The 22,553-nt window shown below is 60.1% G+C and carries 24 protein-coding genes and 1 tRNA gene; 18 read left to right on the forward strand and 7 right to left on the reverse strand.

Going from position 1 to position 22,553, the window contains the following annotated elements; all coding sequences use genetic code 11:
• Positions 1-116: 116 nt before the first annotated feature.
• A complete protein-coding gene (locus tag BM321_RS13435; RefSeq protein WP_092442823.1) occupies positions 117-1,628 on the forward strand; it encodes a trypsin-like serine peptidase in 1,512 nt (503 codons plus the stop codon).
• A gap of 29 nt (positions 1,629-1,657) precedes the next feature.
• Here the strand turns inward: BM321_RS13435 and hisF are convergent, their stop codons facing one another.
• The 6 genes from hisF to BM321_RS13465 all read right to left on the reverse strand — a co-directional run bounded on the left by hisF (position 1,658) and on the right by BM321_RS13465 (position 6,661).
• Positions 1,658-2,428, reverse strand: a complete 771-nt coding sequence (hisF, locus tag BM321_RS13440) for an imidazole glycerol phosphate synthase subunit HisF (protein WP_092333596.1) — start codon at positions 2,426-2,428, stop codon at positions 1,658-1,660.
• Positions 2,429-2,437: 9 nt separating this feature from the next.
• Positions 2,438-3,175, reverse strand: a complete 738-nt coding sequence (gene hisA, locus BM321_RS13445; RefSeq protein ID WP_060739613.1) for a 1-(5-phosphoribosyl)-5-[(5-phosphoribosylamino)methylideneamino]imidazole-4-carboxamide isomerase — start codon at positions 3,173-3,175, stop codon at positions 2,438-2,440.
• Between the two features lie 42 nt (positions 3,176-3,217).
• Entirely contained in the window at positions 3,218-3,472 is a 255-nt protein-coding gene (locus BM321_RS13450) for a DUF2164 domain-containing protein (protein WP_092201172.1), read from the reverse strand.
• Positions 3,472-4,110 (reverse strand): imidazole glycerol phosphate synthase subunit HisH, encoded by a 639-nt coding sequence (gene hisH, locus BM321_RS13455; RefSeq protein ID WP_092442824.1) that lies wholly within the window; start codon positions 4,108-4,110, stop codon positions 3,472-3,474. The genes BM321_RS13450 and hisH overlap by 1 nt, the downstream gene beginning before the upstream one ends.
• Positions 4,110-4,703 carry an imidazoleglycerol-phosphate dehydratase HisB gene (gene hisB, locus BM321_RS13460; RefSeq protein WP_003186751.1) on the reverse strand — a complete coding sequence of 198 codons (594 nt, stop codon included), beginning with the start codon at positions 4,701-4,703 and terminating at the stop codon, positions 4,110-4,112. Before hisB ends, hisH begins: the two co-directional genes overlap by 1 nt.
• A 296-nt stretch (positions 4,704-4,999) precedes the next feature.
• Entirely contained in the window at positions 5,000-6,661 is a 1,662-nt protein-coding gene (locus BM321_RS13465; RefSeq protein WP_092442825.1) for an OFA family MFS transporter, read from the reverse strand.
• Between the two features lie 419 nt (positions 6,662-7,080).
• Between BM321_RS13465 and BM321_RS13470 the strand changes: the two genes are divergently transcribed.
• From BM321_RS13470 to BM321_RS13510, 9 genes are all read left to right on the forward strand, one after another.
• Positions 7,081-9,306: an AsmA family protein gene (locus BM321_RS13470; protein WP_092442826.1), complete on the forward strand. Its 2,226-nt coding sequence runs from the start codon at positions 7,081-7,083 to the stop codon at positions 9,304-9,306.
• Entirely contained in the window at positions 9,303-10,370 is a 1,068-nt protein-coding gene (gene mutY / locus BM321_RS13475; RefSeq protein ID WP_072409095.1) for an A/G-specific adenine glycosylase, read from the forward strand. Before BM321_RS13470 ends, mutY begins: the two co-directional genes overlap by 4 nt.
• On the forward strand, positions 10,367-10,639 hold the full coding sequence (locus tag BM321_RS13480) for an oxidative damage protection protein (protein ID WP_092201180.1): 273 nt from the start codon (positions 10,367-10,369) through the stop codon (positions 10,637-10,639). The genes mutY and BM321_RS13480 overlap by 4 nt, the downstream gene beginning before the upstream one ends.
• Positions 10,640-10,741: 102 nt before the next feature.
• Positions 10,742-10,817, forward strand: a tRNA-Phe gene (locus tag BM321_RS13485).
• 161 nt (positions 10,818-10,978) lie between these two features.
• Positions 10,979-11,386: a hypothetical protein gene (locus BM321_RS13490; protein WP_092442827.1), complete on the forward strand. Its 408-nt coding sequence runs from the start codon at positions 10,979-10,981 to the stop codon at positions 11,384-11,386.
• A 191-nt stretch (positions 11,387-11,577) separates the two neighbouring features.
• Positions 11,578-12,639 carry a PDDEXK nuclease domain-containing protein gene (locus BM321_RS13495; protein ID WP_092442828.1) on the forward strand — a complete coding sequence of 354 codons (1,062 nt, stop codon included), beginning with the start codon at positions 11,578-11,580 and terminating at the stop codon, positions 12,637-12,639.
• 74 nt (positions 12,640-12,713) lie between these two features.
• Positions 12,714-13,319, forward strand: a complete 606-nt coding sequence (locus tag BM321_RS13500) for a biliverdin-producing heme oxygenase (protein WP_092442829.1) — start codon at positions 12,714-12,716, stop codon at positions 13,317-13,319.
• Entirely contained in the window at positions 13,316-15,550 is a 2,235-nt protein-coding gene (locus tag BM321_RS13505) for an ATP-binding protein (RefSeq protein WP_092442830.1), read from the forward strand. Before BM321_RS13500 ends, BM321_RS13505 begins: the two co-directional genes overlap by 4 nt.
• A 40-nt stretch (positions 15,551-15,590) precedes the next feature.
• On the forward strand, positions 15,591-16,037 hold the full coding sequence (locus BM321_RS13510) for a hypothetical protein (RefSeq protein WP_092333582.1): 447 nt from the start codon (positions 15,591-15,593) through the stop codon (positions 16,035-16,037).
• 8 nt (positions 16,038-16,045) lie between these two features.
• On the opposite strand, the gene BM321_RS13515 is transcribed toward BM321_RS13510, so the two are convergent.
• Positions 16,046-16,495 (reverse strand): hypothetical protein, encoded by a 450-nt coding sequence (locus BM321_RS13515; protein WP_092442831.1) that lies wholly within the window; start codon positions 16,493-16,495, stop codon positions 16,046-16,048.
• A gap of 183 nt (positions 16,496-16,678) precedes the next feature.
• Between BM321_RS13515 and vapB the strand changes: the two genes are divergently transcribed.
• The 8 genes from vapB (at position 16,679) to BM321_RS13555 (ending at position 22,510) form a co-directional block, all read left to right on the forward strand.
• Positions 16,679-16,909 (forward strand): type II toxin-antitoxin system VapB family antitoxin, encoded by a 231-nt coding sequence (gene vapB / locus BM321_RS13520; protein WP_092333578.1) that lies wholly within the window; start codon positions 16,679-16,681, stop codon positions 16,907-16,909.
• On the forward strand, positions 16,909-17,328 hold the full coding sequence (gene vapC, locus BM321_RS13525) for a type II toxin-antitoxin system tRNA(fMet)-specific endonuclease VapC (RefSeq protein WP_092333576.1): 420 nt from the start codon (positions 16,909-16,911) through the stop codon (positions 17,326-17,328). The genes vapB and vapC overlap by 1 nt, the downstream gene beginning before the upstream one ends.
• 167 nt (positions 17,329-17,495) lie before the next feature.
• Positions 17,496-17,996, forward strand: coding sequence for a hypothetical protein (locus tag BM321_RS13530; protein ID WP_092442832.1), 501 nt, complete (start codon positions 17,496-17,498; stop codon positions 17,994-17,996).
• 301 nt (positions 17,997-18,297) lie between these two features.
• A complete protein-coding gene (locus BM321_RS13535; RefSeq protein ID WP_014336086.1) occupies positions 18,298-19,071 on the forward strand; it encodes an ABC transporter ATP-binding protein in 774 nt (257 codons plus the stop codon).
• A gap of 13 nt (positions 19,072-19,084) precedes the next feature.
• Positions 19,085-19,837: an ABC transporter substrate-binding protein gene (locus BM321_RS13540; RefSeq protein ID WP_092442833.1), complete on the forward strand. Its 753-nt coding sequence runs from the start codon at positions 19,085-19,087 to the stop codon at positions 19,835-19,837.
• 78 nt (positions 19,838-19,915) lie between these two features.
• Entirely contained in the window at positions 19,916-20,611 is a 696-nt protein-coding gene (locus tag BM321_RS13545) for an ABC transporter permease (RefSeq protein ID WP_092442834.1), read from the forward strand.
• Positions 20,608-21,297 (forward strand): ABC transporter permease, encoded by a 690-nt coding sequence (locus tag BM321_RS13550; protein WP_092333570.1) that lies wholly within the window; start codon positions 20,608-20,610, stop codon positions 21,295-21,297. The genes BM321_RS13545 and BM321_RS13550 overlap by 4 nt, the downstream gene beginning before the upstream one ends.
• On the forward strand, positions 21,278-22,510 hold the full coding sequence (locus BM321_RS13555) for a methyltransferase (protein WP_092442835.1): 1,233 nt from the start codon (positions 21,278-21,280) through the stop codon (positions 22,508-22,510). The genes BM321_RS13550 and BM321_RS13555 overlap by 20 nt, the downstream gene beginning before the upstream one ends.
• The last annotated feature ends 43 nt before the right edge of the window (positions 22,511-22,553 follow it).

Below are 22,553 nucleotides of genomic sequence, written 5' to 3' on the forward strand. Positions count from 1 at the left end.
AAGTTCGTGAGGTTGCAACTGAGGTAACTAATTACCGCCATCCGCACGCCTGCGACTGATTAATTGAAAACCCCGGCCGTTGCCGGTTCCATTCAATTAATCAGAGACATTATCCGATGAGAACACTCTCTTTCCTGCTGGTTGGCGCGCTTTACTCGCAGGCTCCAAACGCTATCGCACAACCCCTGGATTACGGCGAAAACATGCAGAACTTCACGGCCTCGAAGGTCCTTGAAAATGCCGATGGATCACACAACCACTGGCGAGGTATCGGGCGCCTTTACATCAACGGCTCCTGTACCGCTACGCTTCTCGACACGCGTGAACCCTCGGTAACCGGACCAACCCCTGCCTATGTAATCACCTCGGGACACTGTATCGAAAAGGGCAATGGCAACATCGTGACCGATAAGCCGGTGAGCGGAATCATGCAGTTCGATTACTTTGCCGACACGGCCCAATTCAAAACCTATTCCCTGAAAAAAGTCGCGTGGCGCAGCATGCAAGGTGTTGATCTGGCCATCGTCGAGTTGGCCACCAGCCTTCAGGAACTCATCAGCGAAGGGATACAGCCATTGGAACTGGCCCGGCAAAAACCGGCCTACGACACTGATGTCTTGGTTGTGAGCGCCCCGCTCGGTTTCGAGAATGCCACGTTGCGCATGGCCGCCTGCACCTTGCAACCCGCCCAGGAAATCATTGAAGGCCCATGGGTATGGCGAAGTAACTTGATGACTCGCTGCCAGGACATAGCGGGAGGCAGTTCAGGAGGGCCCATTCTCGATCGCTATTCAAACGAGATCATCGGCGTGATAGGCACCGGCAACCTGACTGCCGGCCTGGTTCCATGCGACGAAGACGCGCCCTGCACGCGAATAGGCGATAGCTACAAGGCGATTTCGGAAAATATATACGGGAACCCCACGGTTCTTCTCAATGGCTGCTTCATACGAGGCCATCTGGCCAGCGACGCGTCTGCATCTTGCTCGCTCTATCCGGCCTTTACCGTGAGCGCTGACTCGGATGCTCCGGCAAGGTACAGGAAGCTGAAGAAAAGAGACGACGGCACGGTGCACATTCCAACTTGGGATTACCGATTTTCCATCAACACGGCGTTTTATCGCTATAAAACCGTCCGCACCGCAAAGGAGTGCGAAAGCGGCCACCACTACAGTGATGCGATCAGTGCCGACGACAGTTTCATAAATTCCGAGATCGGTAACCGGCCCGGTTTCTATTTCCTATGCATCCTCGGTGTCGATTCCGCCGCCCAAGGCGCTGAATTCGGACTCATCAAGAACAGCCTGTCTCTCCCGGTGGAAATCCTGGATGACATTCCCACGGCGCAACCCGATTTATCGATCACCACCGGCGTCACCGTTGAGTTGGCTCGTACCGAAAAACATGAGAGCTACGCCGTCAAGTTCGGTCCGGTAGAGAGCACGGATTGCTCGAAGGACGCCGAATACGCAACCCACACCTACCTGGAGCTCCGGTTTGACGATGCAAAACTGCCGGTGAAACTCTGCACGATCGCCTACGACAAATCAGGACAGGCATCCGAACCGAGGATCGACATCTTGAAGCCCACGACAGGCTCGCGAGATGCCGCTCCGGCGGCTTCCTGATTCAAGGCACCGGCTTTGTCGGCGCCGGCTCAGCGAATGACAATCCCACGCTGGGCCATGTAGGCCTTGGCCTCCGGCACGGTGTACTCGCCGAAGTGGAAGATGCTCGCCGCCAGGACCGCGCTGGCGTGCCCCTCGATGATACCGTCGGCCAGGTGCTGCAAGTTGCCGACACCGCCGGAAGCGATCACCGGAATGCCCAGGGCATCGCTGATGGCGCGGGTGACGCCCAGGTCGAAGCCGTTTTTCATGCCGTCCTGGTCCATGCTGGTCAGCAGGATTTCACCGGCGCCCAGGCCTTCCATCTTCTTCGCCCATTCGACGGCGTCCAGGCCCGTGGGCTTGCGACCGCCGTGGGTGAAGATTTCCCAACGCGGGGTTTCGCCCGGGCCGGAGACTTTCTTGGCATCGATGGCCACGACAATGCACTGCGAGCCGAAGTGCTGGGCCGCTTCGCCGACAAATTCCGGGTTGAACACTGCCGCGGTGTTGATGGACACCTTGTCCGCACCGGCATTGAGCAGGTTGCGGATGTCCTGCACGGTGCGCACGCCACCGCCCACGGTCAGCGGGATGAACACCTGGCTGGCCATGCGCTCGACGGTGTGCAGGGTGGTATCGCGGCCGTCGACGCTGGCCGTGATGTCGAGGAAGGTGATCTCGTCCGCACCCTGTTCGTCGTAGCGACGGGCGATTTCCACCGGGTCGCCGGCGTCACGGATGTTCTCGAACTTCACACCCTTGACCACCCGGCCGTTGTCCACGTCCAGGCAAGGGATGATGCGTTTGGCCAGCGCCATGGTGAGTCCTCAGCCTTTGTAGGAGTCGCAGAAGGCCTGGGCCTCGGCGACGTCCAGGGTGCCTTCGTAGATCGCGCGACCGGTGATCGCTCCGATGATGCCCGGCGCCTTGGCGTCGAGCAGTGCCTTGATGTCACCCAGGTTGTGGATGCCACCGGAGGCGATCACCGGAATCTTGGTGGCGGCAGCCAGGGCGGCGGTGAACGGGACATTGCAGCCCTGCATCATGCCGTCTTTGGCGATGTCGGTGTAGACGATGGCAGACACGCCGTCGGCTTCGAAACGCTTGGCCAGGTCGATCACCTGCACGGTGCTGACTTCGGCCCAACCGTCGGTGGCGACAAAACCGTCCTTGGCGTCGAGGCCAACGATGACCTTGCCCGGGAACGCGCGGCACGCTTCGGCAACGAACTCAGGCTCCTTCACCGCCTTGGTGCCGATGATCACGTAGCTCACGCCGGCCTTGACGTAGTGCTCGATGGTTTCCAGCGAGCGAATGCCGCCGCCGATCTGGATCGGCAGGTTCGGATAGCGCTTGGCAATGGCCGTCACCACCTCGCCATTGACCGGCTGCCCTTCGAAGGCGCCATTGAGGTCGACCAGATGCAGGCGACGGCAGCCACCCTCCACCCACTTGGCGGCCATGCTCACCGGGTCATCGGAAAACACCGTGGAGTCTTCCATGCGGCCCTGACGCAGACGTACGCAAGCGCCGTCCTTGAGATCGATAGCGGGGATAATCAGCATCTGGCAAACCTTCAAATACGAATATTCAGCTTGGCTCGAAAATCAATTTTTCTCGAGCGCCCACAAGTCGCTTTCAATGCTGTCGAACCTTTCTTTAAGGTGCGTCTGCACATCGAAAATCGCCCTGTTGTAATAGTGCGGCGCAATTTCGCGGGTAAACAGGTCAAGAATTTCCGCCGCTTCGAACGAACCCAGGTCCAGTTCGAAACGCTCCTCCATGAACCGCTGGATCTTGCGGTTCGCTTCACTCTCCTGCTCGGGCGTGAGGGTGAGGATCGGCGGTTTCTTGCGGGCCATTACCAGCGCCCGTCCCACGCCGCGAAGTTCTGCAACAGTTGCAGGCCATGGGTATGGCTCTTCTCCGGGTGGAACTGCACGGCGAAGCGCGAACCATCGGCCAGGGCCGCGGCGAAATCGACGCCATAGTGACCGCTGCCCACCACCTGCCGTGCATTGCCGGCGGCGATGTAGTAGCTGTGCACGAAATAGAAGCGCGCCAGGTCCGGAATGTTGTGCCACAGCGGGTGATCCACCGTCTGCTTCACTTCGTTCCAGCCCATGTGCGGGACCTTCAAGTGCTCGCCGTCTTCGTGCAGGTCCTTGCCAAAGAACTTCACCTGGCCCGGGAACAGCGAGATGCAATCGACACCGTCGTTCTCTTCGCTGCGGTCGAGCAAGGCCTGCATGCCCACGCAAATGCCGAGGAACGGACGATCCAGGCTGACTTCGTGCACCAGTTTGTCGAAGCCCAGGCGACGAATCTCGGCCATGCAATCACGAATCGCGCCGACGCCGGGGAACACCACCCGGTCGGCTTCGCGAATCACGTCGGCATCGCTGGTGATCAGCACCTTGCCGGCGCCCACGTGCTCGAGGGCCTTGGCCACCGAGTGCAGGTTGCCCATGCCGTAGTCGATAACCGCGACCGTCTGCATTACAGGACGCCCTTGGTGGAAGGCATCTGGCCGGCCATGCGGTCATCGAGCTCGACGGCCATGCGCAGCGCGCGGCCGAAAGCTTTGAACACGGTTTCGATCTGGTGGTGGGTGTTGTGCCCGCGCAGGTTGTCGATGTGCAGGGTCACGTTGGCGTGGTTGACGAAGCCCTGGAAGAATTCCTGGAACAGGTCGACGTCGAAACCGCCGACGGTGGCACGGGTATACGGCACGTGCATCTGCAGGCCCGGGCGGCCGGAGAAGTCGATGACCACCCGCGACAGCGCTTCATCGAGCGGCACGTAGGCATGGCCGTAGCGACGGATGCCCTTCTTGTCGCCGATGGCTTTGGTAAAGGCCTGGCCCAAGGTGATACCCACGTCTTCCACCGTATGGTGGTCGTCGATATGCAGGTCGCCCTTGCTGACGATGTCCAGGTCGATCAGCCCGTGACGGGCGATCTGGTCCAGCATGTGCTCAAGAAAAGGCACGCCGATATCAAACCGGGCCTTTCCGGTGCCATCCAGGTTGATCGAGGCTTTGATCTGGGTTTCCAGAGTGTCGCGCTCGACAGACGCCTTACGTTCGGCCATCACCAGCTCCGCAAAATCATTGGGCGAAAAAGGCAGCCATTATAGGGGCGCGAGCGGCAAACAGAAACACAAGAGGTGACATCACTGACGGGCTGAATCCCGGGCTGTCGGTGATAGACATGTCCATACAAGCCTTTGCCATCACCCAAAACGACTGTGGGAGCGAGCTTGCTCGCGATGGCGGTGGGTCAGCCAACCATGATGTCGACTGACATACCCTCATCGCGAGCAAGCTCGCTCCCACACAAGCCCGCTCCCACAAGGGTTGCCCTGGCCGATGGGTCAGGGCAACGGTCTTAGCGGAACAGCACCGCCGTCTTCTGCAGGGTCACCCACACACCCCACGCCAACGGAATGCCCACCACCAGCCAGGCGGCGATCGCCATGAGCTTGGTGCCCGGCGCGGCTTTCCACTCCAGCGACGTGGTGCTGTCGGCACCCTTGTCGTGGCCCAGCGCCTGTTCGGCGGCCAGTTCGGCGTCGGTCATGAAGTACTTGTCGGCGACCGGACGGACCATCAGGTTGCACAGGAAGCCCAGCACCAGCAGGCCAGCGAGGATGTACAAGGTGATGTCATAGGCCGCGGCGCGTTCAACGCCGATGCTCAGTTGATATTCACGCAGGTAGTTCACCAACACCGGACCCAGCACGCCCGCCGCAGCCCAGGCGGTCAGCAGGCGACCGTGGATTGCACCGACCATTTGCGTACCGAACAGGTCCGCCAGGTAGGCCGGCACGGTGGCGAAACCGCCGCCGTACATCGACAGGATGATGCAGAAGGCCGCCACGAATAGCGCGACGCTGCCCAGGTGACCCAGGTTCGGGATCAGCGCGTACAGGGCAAAGCCCAGGGCGAAGAACACGAAATAGGTGTTTTTACGACCCAGGTAATCCGAGAAGGACGCCCAGAAGAACCGACCGCCGATGTTGAACAAGCTCAACAGACCGGTGAAGCCGGCCGCGATGGCCGCGATCTGGCCCAGTTGCGTAGCGTCCAGCTGGCCGAACGGCAGGTCGTTGCCGAGCAACTTGCCACCGAACACTTCCTGCAACAGAGGCGAAGCCATGCCCAGGATGCCGATACCGGCCGATACGTTCAGGCACAGCACCAGCCATACCAGACGGAATTGCGGGGTTTTCCAGGCCACGTTCACGTGGACATGGCGATGGGTGATCATCGCGTTCGCGGCTTTCTTCGGCGCCGGGGTCCAGCCTTCAGGCTTCCAGCCGGTCGGCGGGACGCGGTACGACAAGGCGCCACCGATCATGAACACGAAGTAGATCGCGGCCATGACCAGGAAGCTCTGCCATACGCCCACGCCCGTCGGCGAAGCGAAATGGTTCATCAGCGCCGCGGCCAGCGGAGCACCGACCATCGCACCACCGCCGAAGCCCATGATCGCCATGCCGGTCGCCATGCCGCGCTTGTCCGGGAACCACTTGATCAGGGTCGACACCGGGGAGATATAGCCCAGGCCCAGGCCGATACCACCGATCACCCCGGAACCGACCCACATCAGCCAGATCTGATGGGTATAGATACCCAGCGCAGAAATCAGCAGGCCACCGCACCAGCACAGGGCCGATACGACGCCGGCCTTGCGTGGCCCGGCGTGTTCCAGCCAGCCACCCCAGATGGCTGCCGAGCAACCCAGGAAGATGAAGAACAGGGTGTAGATCCAGCCGAGCATCGAGATCGGCCAGTCACATTGGGACGAAAAGACTTGCGAGATGAAACTCATATCCTGTGCACAAGCCACAGGCTTGGTGATACCCAAGGCCTTGGACAGTGGCAGCCAGAACACCGAGAAGCCGTAGGCCATGCCGATGCACAGGTGAATGGCCAGTGCGGCCGGTGGAACCAACCACCGGTTGAAACCGGGCTTGGCGATGATGCGTTCCTTGGAGAGGAACGCAGGCTGGTCGGCGACGCCGCCCGCCGTGATGCTCGTGCTCATTGTGTATCCCCCAGTTATTGGAATGGTCCGTCAGCCACAGCGTCACCCTCAGCCTTCATTGCACGCCGGCATGGCTGTATTTTCCGGTGAAGCTCCATAGTGTGCGACATCAAGTCGCAGAAGGGCGGACGAACGGACAAAGATTATCATTTGATCGCGAACAGAAGAATCAAAGTGATATCACCTTTTTCGTGTCATCTGTCTTATCGCACTATTGTTCGCTTTCTGTAGGGGGCGAACGGTTTATTTTTCAGCCATGCCTGCAAACTGGTCCCGGCGTGCGCCTGCAAACCAGAGCGCCGGGACAGCAATGGCCTGGCTGGCGACGAAGGATCGAAAAGCGATCGCCCAACGCACCGGCAATCCACAGCGTTATACTCCCAGGCTAAATTTTGAACTCAACCTACAAGGATTCGCCCATGAAAGCGTTCGGCAAAATCCTGGGTCTGGTACTTCTCGGGCTGTTGCTGATCATCGTGGCCCTGGGCTTTGCCCTGACCCACCTGTTCGATCCCAACGACTATAAGGAAGAGATCCGCCAGATAGCCCGCGACAAGGCCCACATCGAGCTGACCCTCAATGGCGATATCGGCTGGAGCCTGTTTCCATGGCTGGGTCTGGAATTGCACGATGCCAGCGTCGCGACCCTGGCCAATCCGACCCAACCTTTCGCCGACCTGCAGATGCTCGGTCTTTCGGTCCGGGTGCTCCCACTGCTGCGCCGGGAAGTGCAGATGAGCGATGTGCGTGTCGAAGGCCTGAACCTGCGGCTCAACCGTGACAAGAACGGCCATGGTAACTGGGAGGACATCGGCAAGGTGCCGGCCTCGGCGACGACGGCGAACGCGCCAGCGACGACGGAACCGTCCGCTCCCACCACCAGTGCCCCGGCGGAAAAACCGGCCCAGCCGACCCGCCTGGACATCGACAGCCTGACGGTGAACAACGCCCGGGTCGAATACACCGACGAGCGGACCGGCAAGCTGTTCACCGCCGAAAGCATCCAGCTGAGCACCGGCCCGGTCCACGACTCCACCAACATCCCGGTTACCCTGACCGCGTTCCTGTCCAGCAACCAACCGGCCGTGCGCGTGCGCACCGAGGTCACCGGCGAACTGCGCTACGAACGCGCCTTGCAGCGCTACAAGTTCGAAGACCTGAAACTGTCCGGCGAAGCCACGGGCGACCCCTTGCAGGGCAAGTCACTGAACTTCGCGGCCCAAGGCCAGCTGTTCCTGGACAAGGCAGCCAACGTCGCCGAATGGACCGGCATCAAGCTGTCCCTCAACCAGCTGCGCGCATTGGGTGAACTGAAGGTCAACGACCTCGACAAGACCCCACAATTGAATGGCGGCCTGTCGATTGCCCAGTTCGACCTGGCGAACTTCGTCGACAGCATCGGCCAGACGCTGCCGGCCATGGCCGAAGGCAGCCTGAGCAAGGTCGAACTGGCCAGCCGCATTGCCGGCACGCCGACCAGCGTCGAATTCAACGACATCAACCTGAAGCTCGACGACAGCAACTTCAGCGGTCGTATCGCCGTGGAAGACTTTGCCAAGCAGGCCCTGCGCGTGCAGCTCAAGGCCGACACGTTCAACGTCGACCGCTACCTGCCGCCAAAATCCGCCGAAGCCGACAGCTCCAAGGCGGCTCGCGAGGCCGAAGTCAGCAATACCGAAGCCAGCGCCATGGCTGGTGCAGGCAGCACACCGTTGCCGAGTGCTCCGACCCAGGGTGCCTGGAGCAACGACCGACTGTTTCCGGTGGAGCGCCTGAGCAAGCTGGACCTCGATGCCGACCTGACCTTCGGGCAACTGACCCTGGATAAACTGCCGATCCAGAACGCCGCGCTCAAGGCCACCGGCCTGGGCGGCCTGCTGACCCTGGAGAACCTGCGGGGCGATCTGTACAGCGGCAACTTCGAAACCAAGGGCACCCTGGACGTGCGCCAACCTACCCCGCTGCTGAGCCTGCAAACCCGCATCAACCGGGTCCCTGCCGAGAAGATCATCGAAAGCCAGGGCAAGAATCCGCCAGTCAAAGGCCTGGTCACCGTCAACAGTGCGATCACCGCCACCGGTAATAGCCAGAAGGCCCTGATCGACAGCCTCAACGGCAACGCCGGGTTCGTCATCAACGATGGCGTGCTGCTCAATGCCAACCTCGAACAGCAATTGTGCAAAGGCATCGCCACCCTCAACCGCAAGTCCCTCAGCGGCGAACCCCGGGGCAAGGACACGCCGTTCCAGCAACTCAACGGCAATCTCACCTTCACCAACGGCGTCGCCCACAACCCGGACCTGAAAGTCCGCGTCCCCGGCATGACCGTCAACGGCAACGGCGATATCGACCTGCGGGTGCTGGGCATGGATTACCGCGTCGGCGTCATCGTCGAAGGCGACAAGAGCGACATGCCCGACCCGGCCTGCCAGGTCAACGAACGCTACGTCGACGTCGAATGGCCATTACGCTGCCGCGGTCCCCTGGAGCTGGGGGCGAAGGCCTGCCGCCTGGACAACGACGGGCTGGGCAAGGTCGCGGCGAAACTGGCCGGCGACCGCCTCGGCGACAAGATCGAGGAGAAGCTCGGCGACAAGGTCAGTCCCGAGCTGAAAGACGCGCTCAAGGGGCTGTTCAAGCGATGAGAGCCGAGCAATTTTCCACCGCCGTACTGGACTGGTTCGACCGCCACGGTCGCCACGATTTGCCTTGGCAGCAAGACATCACCCCTTATCGGGTGTGGGTCTCAGAAATCATGCTGCAACAGACCCAGGTCAGTACCGTGCTCAACTACTTCGACCGGTTCATGGCCTCGCTGCCCACCGTTCAAGCCCTGGCCGCCGCGCCGGAGGACGAAGTGCTGCACCTGTGGACCGGGCTGGGTTATTACACCCGCGCGCGCAACTTGCAGAAAACCGCGAAAATCGTCGTCGAGCAGTACGGCGGCGAATTCCCCCGGGACGTGGAAAAACTCACCGAGTTGCCGGGGATCGGCCTGTCCACCGCCGGCGCCATCGCCAGCATCAGCATGGGCCTGCGGGCGCCGATCCTCGATGGCAACGTCAAGCGGGTGCTGGCGCGCTTCACCGCCCAGGAAGGCTACCCGGGCGAACCCAAGGTGGCGAAACAGCTGTGGGCCACCGCCGAGCGCTTCACGCCGCAAGACCGGGTCAACGCCTACACCCAGGCGATGATGGACCTGGGCGCCACACTCTGTACCCGCAGCAAGCCCAGTTGCCTGCTCTGCCCACTGAAACAGGGCTGCGAGGCTCATATGCTGGGCCTGGAAACCCGCTACCCGATTCCCAAGCCTCGTAAAGAGGTGCCGAAAAAGCGCACCTTGATGCCAATGCTGGCCAACCACGAAGGCGCGATCCTGCTTTACCGTCGCCCTTCCACCGGGCTATGGGGCGGGCTGTGGAGCCTGCCGGAACTCGACGACCTCGACGACCTGCAACACCTGGCCCTGCAACACTCGCTGGAACTGGGTAGCCAACACGAGATGCCAGGCCTGGTGCATACCTTCAGTCACTTCCAGTTGGCGATCGAACCCTGGCTGGTCCGGGTCCGGGAAACCGGCCATCACGTGGCCGAGGCCGACTGGCTCTGGTATAACCTCGCCACCCCGCCGCGCCTGGGCCTTGCCGCCCCGGTCAAAACCTTGCTCGAACGCGCGGCCGCCGTAATGAACGCAGGAGAGTTGCAATGACCCGCACCATCATGTGCCGCAAGTACAAAGAAGAACTGGAAGGCCTGGAACGTGCGCCGTTCCCAGGGGCCAAGGGCCAGGACATCTACGACAATGTTTCGGCCAAGGCCTGGGCCGACTGGCAGAAACACCAGACCCTGCTGATCAATGAAAAACGCCTGAACATGATGAACGCCGAAGATCGCAAATACCTTCAGGGCGAGATGGACAAGTACTTTTCCGGCGAAGATTACGCCAAGGCCGAAGGCTACGTACCGCCATCCGAATGAGCTGTTCAGCGCGGGGGCGAATCGTAAGCGACGGTAATAGTTAAATATTTTTTGAAAACTTGCTTGACGCCCCCCTGAAAAACCCGTTTAATGCGCCCCGTTGCCCAGATAGCTCAGTCGGTAGAGCAGGGGATTGAAAATCCCCGTGTCGGCGGTTCGATTCCGTCTCTGGGCACCAAATACCGAAAACCCCGATCAAGCAATTGATCGGGGTTTTTTATTGCCCGGCGTTTCCTTTCTCCACTTCATCGGGGGTCACGCTCTTCATAGTGGATTGAGATTCGAAGCGTCGGCGTTGAGGCTGTAGGATAGATGGCCTTATCCATCAGGAATCCGACCATGTCATCGGCGAACAAACAGCACAAGCGCAGCCAGCGCGCCAAGGCGAAAGCCAAGCAGAACCGCACTCGGCGTGCTGCTGCGCCGAATGATTTCCTGGACCCGAACGACGAGCGCATCGATCTGGAAACCGTGGACCTGACGGAGCTGTTCCAAATCATGAGTGCCGCCGAAAAGGTCAGCCAGAAGGCGCTGTGCGAAGCGTTCCTGGGCCATCCCCTGCTGGCGCTGGTGCTGGAACAGGAAGGTGAGGAAGAAGCGACCGACTTCATCATTACCGCATTGATCGAATACCGCCGTCTGACCACGGGCGTGGATGAGCAGACCGCGCTGGACTGGGTGGAAAGCAAGCCATTCCAGGCCGATTATGTGGCTGCGTCCCAGGCACTGGCCCAAGGCTCGATCTGACCGTCATTCCCGGACGACAACCCCCTGGGATAGCTCCTACAAGCCAGGGGCAATCGCCATAGGGCGGCGTCAAATCCGTCCTGCATGAATCAGCTTTTTTTCCTCCGGGCCAATCAGCCCGGTCCTGCATCATCAAAACTTCCTCTGGAGCATGCTTTGGGTCCGCCCCCTCTCAATGGCTGGACACATCGATGACTTCAATTTCACCTCAAGACGACCCGCAGCTCGCCCCACTGATCAGTGAACTCGGCCAATTGATCCAGCAGGCACGCCAGAAGGTCTTGCGCGCCGTCGATACTCTGCAGGTGCAGACATGCTGGCAGATCGGGCGACATATCATTGAGTTCGAACAAGGAGGCGCCGAACGGGCGGCTTATGGAAAACGTCTGCTGCCGTCACTGGCGAACGTGCTGACGGCGCGGTTTGGGAAGGGGTTTGATGCGTCTAATCTGCGCTATATGCGACTTTTTTATCAGGCATTTCCAATGTGTGACGCACTGCGTCACGAATTGAGTTGGACCCACTATCGCCTGCTACTCCGTGTTGAAAATGACAATGCACGTCATTGGTATATGAACGAAGCCGCAACGCAAAACTGGTCCACCCGCGCCCTGGAACGCCAGATCGGTACCTTCTATTACGAACGCCTGCTGGCCAGCCGCGACAGGCCGGCGGTGGAGCAGGAGGCCCTCGTCAATCTCAAGGAACTGAACCTCGGCCCCAGGGATATCGTCAGGGATCCGGTGGTGCTGGAGTTTCTCGGGCTGCCCAATGCCGGCACTCTTCTGGAAACAGAACTGGAACAGGCCCTGATTGACCAATTACAGGGATTCCTGCTTGAGTTGGGCAAGGGCTTCGCCTTCATCGCCCGCCAGCAACGCATCAGTACCGAAAGCAAAGACTTCTACCTCGACCTGGTCTTCTACAACTATCTGCTCAAGTGTTTTGTAATCGTCGACCTGAAGCGTGGCGAGCTGAGCCATCAGGACATCGGGCAGATGGACATGTATGTGCGCCTCTACGACGACCTCAAGCGCGGCCCCGATGACAAACCCACCGTCGGCATCATTCTGTGCGCCCAGAAAGACGAATCGGTGGTGCGTTACTCCGTATTGCAGGGCAATGAACAATTGTTCGCCAGCCAATACAAGCTGGTGCTCCCCTCGGAAGAAGAGCTGTGCAATGAGCTGGATCGCGAACGCGCGCGACTTGAGGCGCAGCGACTTGAGGATATGAGGGCCGACACCCGATGACTGCATACCCAAAAACCCATGTAAGATTTATGCGTTTCTTTCAGCAACGCTCCAGTCAAAGAACTCTATCCTGCATGTCATCGGCCGCTCCCTACCCTTCTCTGATCCAGGCATTGCGGACCGAAACCGCTGAACTGCACATCGCCTTGGAAAAACGCCTGCCGTTTTTCTCCGAACAGCTGGACTTCGACCTGTATCGGCGACTGATGGCGGCCTACTACGGTTTCTATCAACCGTTGGAACAACGTCTTCATGTACTTGCACTAACGCCGACCGGGCTGGACCAATCCCTACGGATCAAACTTCCGGTGCTGCGGGCGGATCTCACGGCACTGGGCCTGGAAGAGGCCGCTATCGACGCGCTGCCCACCTGCCAGGCGTTACCGCTGATCGACTCCCGTGCCGCCGCACTCGGCGTGTCCTATGTGCTGGAAGGTGCAACGCTTGGGGGGCAGATCCTGCGGCGCAGGGTGGCCGAGAAGCTCGGACTGGACGCCGCTAGCGGAGCAGCCTTCCTCAACGTGTATGGCGAACTCACTGGCCGACGCTGGAAGGATTTCCTCCAATACCTGGACGACAGGAACCTTGGCGAGGCCCAGGTGTTCGAAGTCACACACGCTGCCAAGGCGACGTTCTCTCATTTTGAACACTGGCTGGACAGCCAAAAGGTATTGTTATGAACACGGAAAACCAGGAAGCCTTCGAAGAACTGCTGGCCAATTGCGCAGACGAACCGATTCGCTTTCCCGGGACCATCCAGCCTCATGGCGTGTTGCTGATGCTGTCCGAGCCCGATTTCGTGATCCGTCAGGTCAGCGCCAACGTGTTGCAATTGATGGCGCAGGATCCCCACAGACTGCTGGGCCAGACACTCGACGCCCTGTTGGGACTGGAACAGGCCGAGGCGATCCTCATCGCCTGTCGCGCCGCCCCGGAAAGCGACAACGCGCCCGTGGCCATTGTCGTGAACCAGCAACGCTTCGACGCCCTGGTGCATCGCCATCAGGGCGCCCTGATAATCGAATTGGAACAGCACCTGAGCGACTATCGCCCCGAAGGGGTCAGCGGCGAGGCCAACATGGGCCGCATGTTGCAACGCCTGCAAAGTGCGAAAACCCTCCAGGCCCTGTACGAAATCAGTGTGCGAGAAATCCAGGCCATGACCGGTTACGACCGGGTGCTGATCTATCGCTTCGAGGAAGAAGGCCACGGCCAAGTGATTGCCGAGGCCAGCGCGCCGTCGATGGAGCTCTACAAGGGCCTGTTTTTCCCGGCGTCGGATATTCCCGAACAGGCGCGCGAGCTGTATCGCATCAACTGGCTACGGATCATCCCCAACGCCGACTACACGCCGGTGCCGCTGATTCCGGAGTTGCGGCCCGACACCCAGGCGCCTCTGGACCTGAGTTTTGCCACACTGCGCAGCGTCTCGCCGATCCACCGCCAGTACATGAAAAACATGGGCGTGCTGTCGTCCATGAGCATCTCGTTGATGGAGGGCGAACGCTTGTGGGGGCTGATCAGTTGCGGCAATCGCCAACCACTGCTGGTGCCCCATGAAATGCGCATGGCCTGCCAGACCATCGGCCAGGTGCTGTCATTGCAGATCAGCGCCATGCAAGCCCTGGAACTGACTCGGCAACGGGACGCCAAGCTGGAAGACCTCAAGGTCCTCGCCGCGATGATGGCCGAGTCCAGCGACAACGTCTTCGATGGTTTGTCCCACGAGCCGCGACGCCTCATGGAGCTGACCGGCGCCAGTGGCGTCGCGATTCTCGAGGACAACAAACTGCACCGCCATGGCCAGTGCCCGGAGCCGGAGCAGATCCGCGAGCTGCACAAATGGATCCTGGAAACCGGCAAGCCGGTGTTCTCTCACCACAACCTGAGCAGCGTGTTCCCTGCGGCCCAGGCATATCAGGACGTGGCGAGCGGCGTACTGGCGATCCACTTGCCCAAGCCTGTGGAAAACGGCGTGCTGTGGTTCCGCCCCGAGGTCAAGCAAACCCTCCAATGGAGCGGCGACCCACAGAAACCCCTGGACCTGGAAAGCCACGAGACCGGGCTGCGCCTGCGGCCCCGGACGTCTTTCGAGATCTGGAAAGTCGAAATGGCCGGCATCAGTACCAAATGGACCCATGGCGATCTGTTCGCCGCCAACGACTTGCGGCGCTCGGCCTTGGAAAACGACCTGGCCCGCCAGGTGCACAAGGAGCGCCTGGCCGTGCAGGCCCGCGATGAACTGGTGGCCGTGGTGTCCCATGACCTGCGCAGCCCGATGACGGTCATTTCCATGCTGTGCGGCATGATGCAAAAGGCCTTCAGCTCCGACGGTTCCCACAGCTCCAAGCGTATCGCCTCAGCCATCGACACCATGCAACAGGCTACCAGCCGCATGAATGCCCTGCTGGAGGACCTGCTCGACACCTCGCGCATCGACGCCGGGCGCTACACCATCAATCCCCAGCCGATGGACGTCAGCCAGATCTTCGAAGACGCCTGCTCGCTGCTGACGCCGCTGGCCACTGCCAAGGCCATCGACATCTCCTTCCAGGCCGAACCGAACCTGAGGATCAATGCCGACCCCGAGCGGCTATTCCAGGTGCTGTCCAACCTGATCGGCAACGCCATCAAGTTCACCCCGCAGCAGGGCTCCGTGGGCATCAGTGCGATGTCCGTCGGGAACGAGATCGTATTCAGCGTCCGCGACACCGGTGAAGGGATTGCGCCAGAGCAGTTGCCTCATGTTTTCGAGCGCTACTGGACGACCAAGGAGGGCAACCCGAACGGCACCGGGCTGGGGTTGTACATTTCCAAGGGGATTGTCCAGGCCCATGGCGGTAAACTGCATGCCGAAAGCCAGCCAGGCCAGGGCAGCGAATTCCGCTTTACCGTGCCGAAAATCGACTGAGCCGGGCACCGCCCCCTAACGAATTGGAAACCGAAGCCCAATGGCCTCACTGAACAAACAGCAAAAACGCGCCAAGCGCGCCAAAGACAAAGCCAAGCAAATCCGCATGAGCGGGCGCAAATCGATCCCGATGTATGGCGATCCGGCCCACGCCACCGCCCAGCCACCGGTCTACGTGCTGGAACTGTTCGCCAAGCTGCGCGAAGCCGAGGCCGTCAGCCGCAGTGAAATGCTCGATACGCTGCTTACGTCCCTGAGCGAGATGATCATCGAACGCCCAGGCCTGCTCGACTTGAAAAATGCTGAAAACGAAAGCATGGCGGCGACCAACCTGGCCGCCGACATGCTGGTGGACTACCGGATGTGGGTCGATGACATGGACCGCGAGACGGCGCAGCGCTGGCTCAGTACTCCGGAGTTCATCAAGGACTTCAGCGAAGCGCTGGACCGCTATCGCCAGTCGATGGAAGCACCCGCCAGCGAATAAGCGGGTCGCTATTCGTCACTGTTCCAATGGAACACCAGGTTGCGCGCGGCCCCGCTGCCTACCTCAGCAGTGTCGCGTCGCGCCTCCCCGTTGCGCGTCGCCACCACGTTGTACTTGCCCGGCGGCAGTTGCACATAAACCAGCGGCCCCACATCGCTGAGCGTCAGCAATGTTTGTCCCGATGCGTTCTGCACGGTGACGTCCACATCCGGGACGTATTTGTTTTCCGGACCTATCGCGAAGGTCATGTGCAGGTTATAGCCATGGGCCTGCCCGATGGCCCGGGCTTCGTCCTCGCCGATACCGCCGGACAGATAAGCGATGTCGTTCTGTTGCTGTGGCTGGACCTGCACGCCGGCACTGTCTACCGGGGCCAGGTTCGTGGCGTTGAGCATGATCGGGAACAACAGCGCGCTGAACAGAAGGAAGGGCAGCAGAAAGTAATGGTTATGCTTCATGGCGAGGACTCCAAGTACTGGAAACAGCTCATGAGTTCTCTTTTGATTTTGATTACGCGGCAAGGTTTAGATCTATTAGCGATGAATGGCATCGGAAACCATTCATCGCAGCACCGTATATCCCATTGACATATCCCTGCATGATTCTATGCTTCAGTTTGAATTTCCTAGAGGGAACTGCGCATGGAACAAACCACCCTTTTCATGAGCAATCGCAGCCAGGCCGTCCGGCTACCCAAAGCAGTTGCGATGCCAAACGATGTAAAGCGTGTAGACGTGATTGCCATAGGAAGAGCACGCATCATCACACCAGCCGGCGAAGCGTGGGATAGCTGGTTCGATGGAGACTCCGTAACAGCAGATTTTATGGCTGAGCGTGAACAGCCTGCCGATCAGGAGCGCGAGCCCTTCTAATGATCAAGTTCATGCTAGATACCAACATTTGTATATTTACTATCAAGAACAAACCGCAGACAGTCAGAGAAGCTTTCAACCTTCATCACGGCCAGCTTTCTATTAGCGCCGTGACGCTGATGGAGCTTATTGATGGCGCGGAAAAATCCTCTGCCCCTGAGAAGAATCTTGCGGTCATAGAAGGGTTCTGTGCCCGGCTTGAAGTTTTACCTTTTGATTATGAAGGCGCAGCGCATACCGGAATGATCCGAGCCGAGTTGGCAAAAATTGGCAAGCCGATCGGTCCTTACGACCAAATGATCGCAGGCCATGCCCGTTCTCGCGGGCTGATCGTAGTGACCAACAATCGAAGGGAATTTGAAAGAGTCCCGGGCCTGCGCATCGAGGACTGGACCACAGCGACGACGCCAGGGTTATAACTTCGGGGCTTGAAGTTAAAAAACCGCTCCATCGAGGCTCCTGTGGAAGTAGCGCGCGATGAGGCCATCCCCCCTCATCTTTGTAGGCTTCTCTACCGCCATCGCGAGCAAGCTCGCTCCCACAGATTTCACGACTATTTTTTCAACAAAATGACGGACCCACACCCATGGCCTCCGCGAACAAGCAACAAAAACGCGCCAAGCGTGCAAAAACGAAAGCCAAGCAACTACGCGCCAGTCGTACAAAGCCTGCTGCCGTCGCGTTTGATCTTCCCGAGTACGAAGATCCGTACTCCCTGGATGCCCTGCAGGACGAATTCGCAGAGCGCCCAAGAGACTTCTTGTCGCTATTCTATGAGATGCAAGACGCCGAAGAAGAGTCGGGACGTATTGATATGATGGTCAGGATGCTCGGATTAATCCTTGTGATGACGAATGAACAGCCCGAGCTTCTGAATCGTGAAAATGCCGAAAACGAAGCCACGGCAGCCCAAAATCTGGTCGAAAATACCCTGATTGCTTATAGAAGGTGGGCTGACGATATCGATCAAGAAGCAGCGGAGCGTTGGCTTCACAGCCCTGAAGTACAGGCGGATTTCGAAATTGCACGAGCCAGCTTCAAAGAGGTTCTCAAAATACTGTGGGATCTCGAGGATGCTCCCGAGTAATCCAACAGACTTTTGATCGCGGCAACGCTCATCCGGTTAACCCTTCCAACCCCCGCCCAAAGCTGGCACCATCGCGCCTTTTTTCACGCGACTCCCCGGGCTTTTCACCGGTAAACAGGGTTCAAACGGCCGTTCGGTTGTTGATGGCGCGACAGACTGCTGTGCCGATGCGACAACCTGTCACACATCCCCGGTTTACCAGCCAAAGCGCTGTTGGCTGTCATTCGGACGCATGCTAGCTTGGCCGCCTCGCCAAGGAAGGCAGCCAACAGCAAGGGAGCACACACCATGAGGACCGCACATGGCCCAGGCCACGCCCGCGCTTGAAATCCGCAACCTGCACAAACGCTACGGACAGCTGGAGGTGCTCAAAGGCGTCTCGCTGACCGCCCGCGACGGCGATGTGATCTCGATCCTCGGATCCTCCGGGTCCGGCAAGTCCACGTTCCTGCGCTGCATCAACCTGCTGGAAAATCCCAACCAGGGCCAGATCCTGGTGGCCGGCGAAGAGCTCAAGCTCAAGGCCGCGAAAAACGGTGAACTGGTGGCCGCCGACGGCAAACAGATCAACCGCCTGCGCAGCGAGATCGGTTTTGTGTTTCAGAACTTCAACCTTTGGCCGCACATGAGCGTGCTCGATAACATCATCGAAGCCCCGCGCCGGGTGCTCGGCCAAAGCAAGGCCGAAGCCGTCGAAGTGGCCGAAGCGCTGCTGGCCAAGGTCGGCATCGCCGACAAGCGCCACGCCTACCCGGCCGAACTGTCGGGCGGCCAGCAGCAACGCGCCGCCATCGCCCGCACCCTGGCAATGCAGCCCAAGGTGATTCTGTTCGACGAACCCACCTCCGCTCTTGACCCGGAAATGGTCCAGGAAGTACTTAGTGTGATCCGCGCCCTGGCCGAAGAAGGACGCACCATGCTGCTGGTCACCCATGAAATGGGCTTCGCCCGTCAGGTTTCCAGCGAAGTCGTGTTCCTTCATCAAGGCCTGGTCGAGGAGCAAGGATCGCCACAGCAGGTCTTCGAAAACCCGCTTTCGGCGCGCTGCAAACAATTCATGTCCAGCAACCGCTAACGGAGCAGTACAGATGCAGACCTACAAGAAATTCCTCCTGGCAGCAGCCGTCAGCCTGGTGTTCTCGGCCAACACCATGGCGGCCGATAAACTGAAGATGGGCATCGAAGCGGCCTATCCGCCGTTCAACAACAAGGACGCCAGCGGCCAGGTCGTGGGGTTCGATAAAGACATCGGCGACGCCCTGTGCGCCAAGATGAAAGTCGAGTGCGAAGTCGTCACCTCCGATTGGGACGGCATCATCCCGGCCCTGAACGCCAAGAAATTCGACTTCCTGATTTCCTCGCTGTCGATCACCGAGGAACGCAAGCAGGCGGTGGATTTCACCGACCCGTACTACTCCAACAAACTGCAGTTCATCGCGCCTAAAAGCGCCGAGTTCAAGACCGATAAGGACTCGCTCAAAGGCAAGGTCATCGGCGCACAACGGGCGACCCTGGCCGGCACCTGGCTGGAAGACGAACTAGGTAGCGACATCACCACCAAGCTCTACGACACGCAGGAAAACGCTTATCTGGACCTGACCTCTGGCCGCGTCGATGCGATCCTGGCGGACAAATACGTCAACTATGACTGGCTGAAAACCGAGGCCGGCCGTGCTTACGAATTCAAGGGCGAGCCTCTGGTGGAAAGTGACAAGATCGGTATCGCGGTACGCAAGGGTGATCCGCTGCGCGAAAAGCTAAACACCGCGCTGAAAGAAATCGTTGCCGACGGTACCTATAAAAAGATCAACGACAAGTACTTCCCGTTCAGCATCTATTGATGCTGACGTGCCTGGCCGACGCTGTTGCACTGCAGCGCCGGCCCTTAGCAAAGCCTGCCGCGATATGAACACACACCCATGATGATCGATCTCTACGGATTCGGCCCGGCGCTCGCCGCTGGCGCACTGATGACCGTCAAACTGGCACTCTCGGCCCTCTGCCTGGGGCTGGTGCTCGGCCTGCTCGGCGCCTTGGCCAAGACCTCGCCGTACAAGCCATTGCAATGGCTTGGCGGCACTTACTCGACACTGGTTCGTGGCATTCCGGAATTGCTCTGGGTGCTGTTGATCTACTTCGGTACCGTCAACCTGATGCGTGCGCTGGGCGAGTACCTGGGCATGCCTGACCTTGCCCTCAACGCCTTCGCCGCCGGTGTCATTGCCCTGGGCCTGTGCTTTGGCGCCTACGCCACGGAAGTGTTTCGCGGCGCGATCCTGGCGATTCCCAAGGGCCACCGTGAGGCCGGCGTCGCCCTGGGCCTGTCGAAGTGGCGGATCTTCACCCGACTGATCATGCCGCAGATGTGGCGCATCGCCCTGCCGGGCCTGGGCAACCTGTTCATGATCCTGATGAAGGACACCGCGCTGGTCTCGGTGATCGGCCTTGAAGAAATCATGCGCCACGCACAGATTGGCGTGACCGTGTCCAAGCAACCGTTCACCTTCTATATGGTCGCAGCGTTCATGTACCTGGGGCTGACGGTGCTCGCCATGATCGGCATGCACCTGCTGGAACGACGCGCCGCCCGTGGATTTGCCAGGAGCACCCAATGAACTGGGACGTCATCATCAAGTGGCTGCCGAAGCTGGCCCAGGGCGCGACACTGACCCTGGAGCTGGTGGCCATCGCCGTGATCGCCGGGCTGCTGCTGGCGATTCCGCTGGGCATCGCCCGCTCTTCGCGCCTGTGGCAGGTGCGGGCATTGCCCTACGCCTACATCTTCTTTTTCCGTGGCACGCCGCTGTTGGTCCAGCTGTTTTTGGTCTACTACGGCCTGGCGCAGTTCGAGGCCGTGCGCAGCAGCGCGCTGTGGCCGTACCTGCGGGACCCGTTCTGGTGCGCCACGGTCACCATGACCCTGCACACCGCCGCCTACATCGCCGAAATCCTGCGCGGCGCGATCCAGGCCATCCCGAAGGGCGAGGTCGAAGCCGCACGGGCCCTGGGCATGTCGCGGCCCAAGGCATTGTTCTACATCATGCTGCCCCGCGCGGCGCGCATCGGCTTGCCGGCCTACAGCAACGAAGTGATCCTGATGCTCAAGGCCAGCGCCCTGGCGAGCACCGTGACCCTGCTGGAACTCACCGGCATGGCCCGCACCATCATTGCCCGGACCTACCTGCCAGTGGAGATCTTCTTCGCGGCTGGCATGTTCTACCTGCTGATGTCCTTCCTGTTGGTGCAAGGCTTCAAGCAGCTGGAGCGCTGGTTGCGCGTCGATGCCTGCCAAGGGCGCTGACAGCGGCGTGCTGACGGGCGAGGCATTGCTCGCCCGCTTCACGGCGCTGGACGCTTTTCTCATCACGCACCAGGCGCTATGGAAACCACGTCCGTTCACCCACCTGCAACTGCCTTGGGAAACGTCCCACCCGGAACTGGCCCGATGGCTACGCCAGCGTTCGCTGGAAGCGGCGGAAAATGATCATCATCAGCCGTGGTTGATGGAAGACCCGCCCGCGCCGTTCCCGGAATTGGCCGCTATCTCTCGTACATTGAGCGCTGTCGCAGAATTGCCTGCCAGCACACTCGAAGCGCCAAGCCATCGCCTGAACGTCGACGTACCCGGGCGCAAATGGCGGCAGATCGAAGCCTTCGCCAGCCGCCTGCACTTCACCAGCCAGCCGACCCACTGGCTGGATTGGTGCGCCGGCAAAGGTCACCTCGGTCGACGCCTGTTGCACGACCAACAACAACTGACTTGCCTGGAATACGACCCCGCACTGGTGGCCAGCGGCCAACAACTGAGTCAGCGCCATCACCTGGCCGCCACGCACCTGCAACAAGACGTGCTAGCGGCGGACACCGCCCAGATGCTCCACCCCGAACACACTCCCGTAGCCCTGCACGCCTGTGGCGACCTGCATGTGCGCTTGATGCAGCTGGCCAGCGCCGTTGGCTGTGCACAACTGGCTATCGCACCGTGCTGTTACAACCGCATCAACACCGAGCGCTATCAAGCGCTGTCCGACGCCGCCAAGAGCTCCGCCCTACAGCTGTCGCTCGACGATCTCAGCCTGCCGCTGACCGAAACCGTCACCGCTGGCGCGCGCGTCAGAAGGCAGCGGGACCACTCCATGGCCTGGCGTCTGGGCTTCGACTTGCTGCAACGGCAACTCAGAGGGTGCAACGAGTACTTGCCCACGCCGTCACTCCCCAGCGCATGGCTGGAAAAATCCTTCGCCCAGTACTGCACCGATTTGGCAGCCCTGAAAGACTTATCCACAGTCGGCACGCCTGATTGGGTCGCCCTGGAGGCAGCGGGCCATCAGCGCCTGGCCGAGGTGCGCAACCTGGAGTTGCTGCGAGGTCTTTTCCGACGACCGCTGGAGCTTTGGCTGGTGCTGGACCGGGCGCTTTTCCTCACACAAAAAGGCTACGACGTTCGCCTCGGCACCTTCTGCGAAACTCCACTGACGCCGCGCAACCTGCTGTTGCTGGCAGAGCATCACTGAGGCGGAACAGCCTGTGGATAACTCTGTTGATGAAATAAACCCG

This window comes from Pseudomonas sp. NFIX10 (assembly GCF_900111955.1).
Classification (GTDB): domain Bacteria; phylum Pseudomonadota; class Gammaproteobacteria; order Pseudomonadales; family Pseudomonadaceae; genus Aquipseudomonas; species Aquipseudomonas fluorescens_AA.

Excerpts from the sequence above, each read along its gene's own strand:
- BM321_RS13495 (WP_092442828.1), top strand. The coding sequence starts at position 11,578 with ATGACTTCAATTTCACCTCAAGACGACCCGCAGCTCGCCCCACTGATC.
- BM321_RS13535 (WP_014336086.1), top strand. The coding sequence starts at position 18,298 with ATGGCCCAGGCCACGCCCGCGCTTGAAATCCGCAACCTGCACAAACGC.
- BM321_RS13470 (WP_092442826.1), top strand. The coding sequence starts at position 7,081 with ATGAAAGCGTTCGGCAAAATCCTGGGTCTGGTACTTCTCGGGCTGTTG.
- BM321_RS13490 (WP_092442827.1), top strand. The coding sequence starts at position 10,979 with ATGTCATCGGCGAACAAACAGCACAAGCGCAGCCAGCGCGCCAAGGCG.
- BM321_RS13540 (WP_092442833.1), top strand. The coding sequence starts at position 19,085 with ATGCAGACCTACAAGAAATTCCTCCTGGCAGCAGCCGTCAGCCTGGTG.
- BM321_RS13465 (WP_092442825.1), bottom strand. The coding sequence starts at position 6,661 with ATGAGCACGAGCATCACGGCGGGCGGCGTCGCCGACCAGCCTGCGTTC.
- BM321_RS13505 (WP_092442830.1), top strand. The coding sequence starts at position 13,316 with ATGAACACGGAAAACCAGGAAGCCTTCGAAGAACTGCTGGCCAATTGC.
- mutY (WP_072409095.1), top strand. The coding sequence starts at position 9,303 with ATGAGAGCCGAGCAATTTTCCACCGCCGTACTGGACTGGTTCGACCGC.
- BM321_RS13450 (WP_092201172.1), bottom strand. The coding sequence starts at position 3,472 with ATGGCCCGCAAGAAACCGCCGATCCTCACCCTCACGCCCGAGCAGGAG.
- hisF (WP_092333596.1), bottom strand. The coding sequence starts at position 2,428 with ATGGCGCTGGCCAAACGCATCATCCCTTGCCTGGACGTGGACAACGGC.
- BM321_RS13500 (WP_092442829.1), top strand. The coding sequence starts at position 12,714 with ATGTCATCGGCCGCTCCCTACCCTTCTCTGATCCAGGCATTGCGGACC.
- BM321_RS13435 (WP_092442823.1), top strand. The coding sequence starts at position 117 with ATGAGAACACTCTCTTTCCTGCTGGTTGGCGCGCTTTACTCGCAGGCT.
- BM321_RS13480 (WP_092201180.1), top strand. The coding sequence starts at position 10,367 with ATGACCCGCACCATCATGTGCCGCAAGTACAAAGAAGAACTGGAAGGC.
- BM321_RS13510 (WP_092333582.1), top strand. The coding sequence starts at position 15,591 with ATGGCCTCACTGAACAAACAGCAAAAACGCGCCAAGCGCGCCAAAGAC.
- vapB (WP_092333578.1), top strand. The coding sequence starts at position 16,679 with ATGGAACAAACCACCCTTTTCATGAGCAATCGCAGCCAGGCCGTCCGG.
- BM321_RS13550 (WP_092333570.1), top strand. The coding sequence starts at position 20,608 with ATGAACTGGGACGTCATCATCAAGTGGCTGCCGAAGCTGGCCCAGGGC.
- BM321_RS13545 (WP_092442834.1), top strand. The coding sequence starts at position 19,916 with ATGATGATCGATCTCTACGGATTCGGCCCGGCGCTCGCCGCTGGCGCA.
- hisB (WP_003186751.1), bottom strand. The coding sequence starts at position 4,703 with ATGGCCGAACGTAAGGCGTCTGTCGAGCGCGACACTCTGGAAACCCAG.
- BM321_RS13530 (WP_092442832.1), top strand. The coding sequence starts at position 17,496 with ATGGCCTCCGCGAACAAGCAACAAAAACGCGCCAAGCGTGCAAAAACG.
- hisA (WP_060739613.1), bottom strand. The coding sequence starts at position 3,175 with ATGCTGATTATCCCCGCTATCGATCTCAAGGACGGCGCTTGCGTACGT.
- BM321_RS13555 (WP_092442835.1), top strand. The coding sequence starts at position 21,278 with ATGCCTGCCAAGGGCGCTGACAGCGGCGTGCTGACGGGCGAGGCATTG.
- BM321_RS13515 (WP_092442831.1), bottom strand. The coding sequence starts at position 16,495 with ATGAAGCATAACCATTACTTTCTGCTGCCCTTCCTTCTGTTCAGCGCG.
- hisH (WP_092442824.1), bottom strand. The coding sequence starts at position 4,110 with ATGCAGACGGTCGCGGTTATCGACTACGGCATGGGCAACCTGCACTCG.
- vapC (WP_092333576.1), top strand. The coding sequence starts at position 16,909 with ATGATCAAGTTCATGCTAGATACCAACATTTGTATATTTACTATCAAG.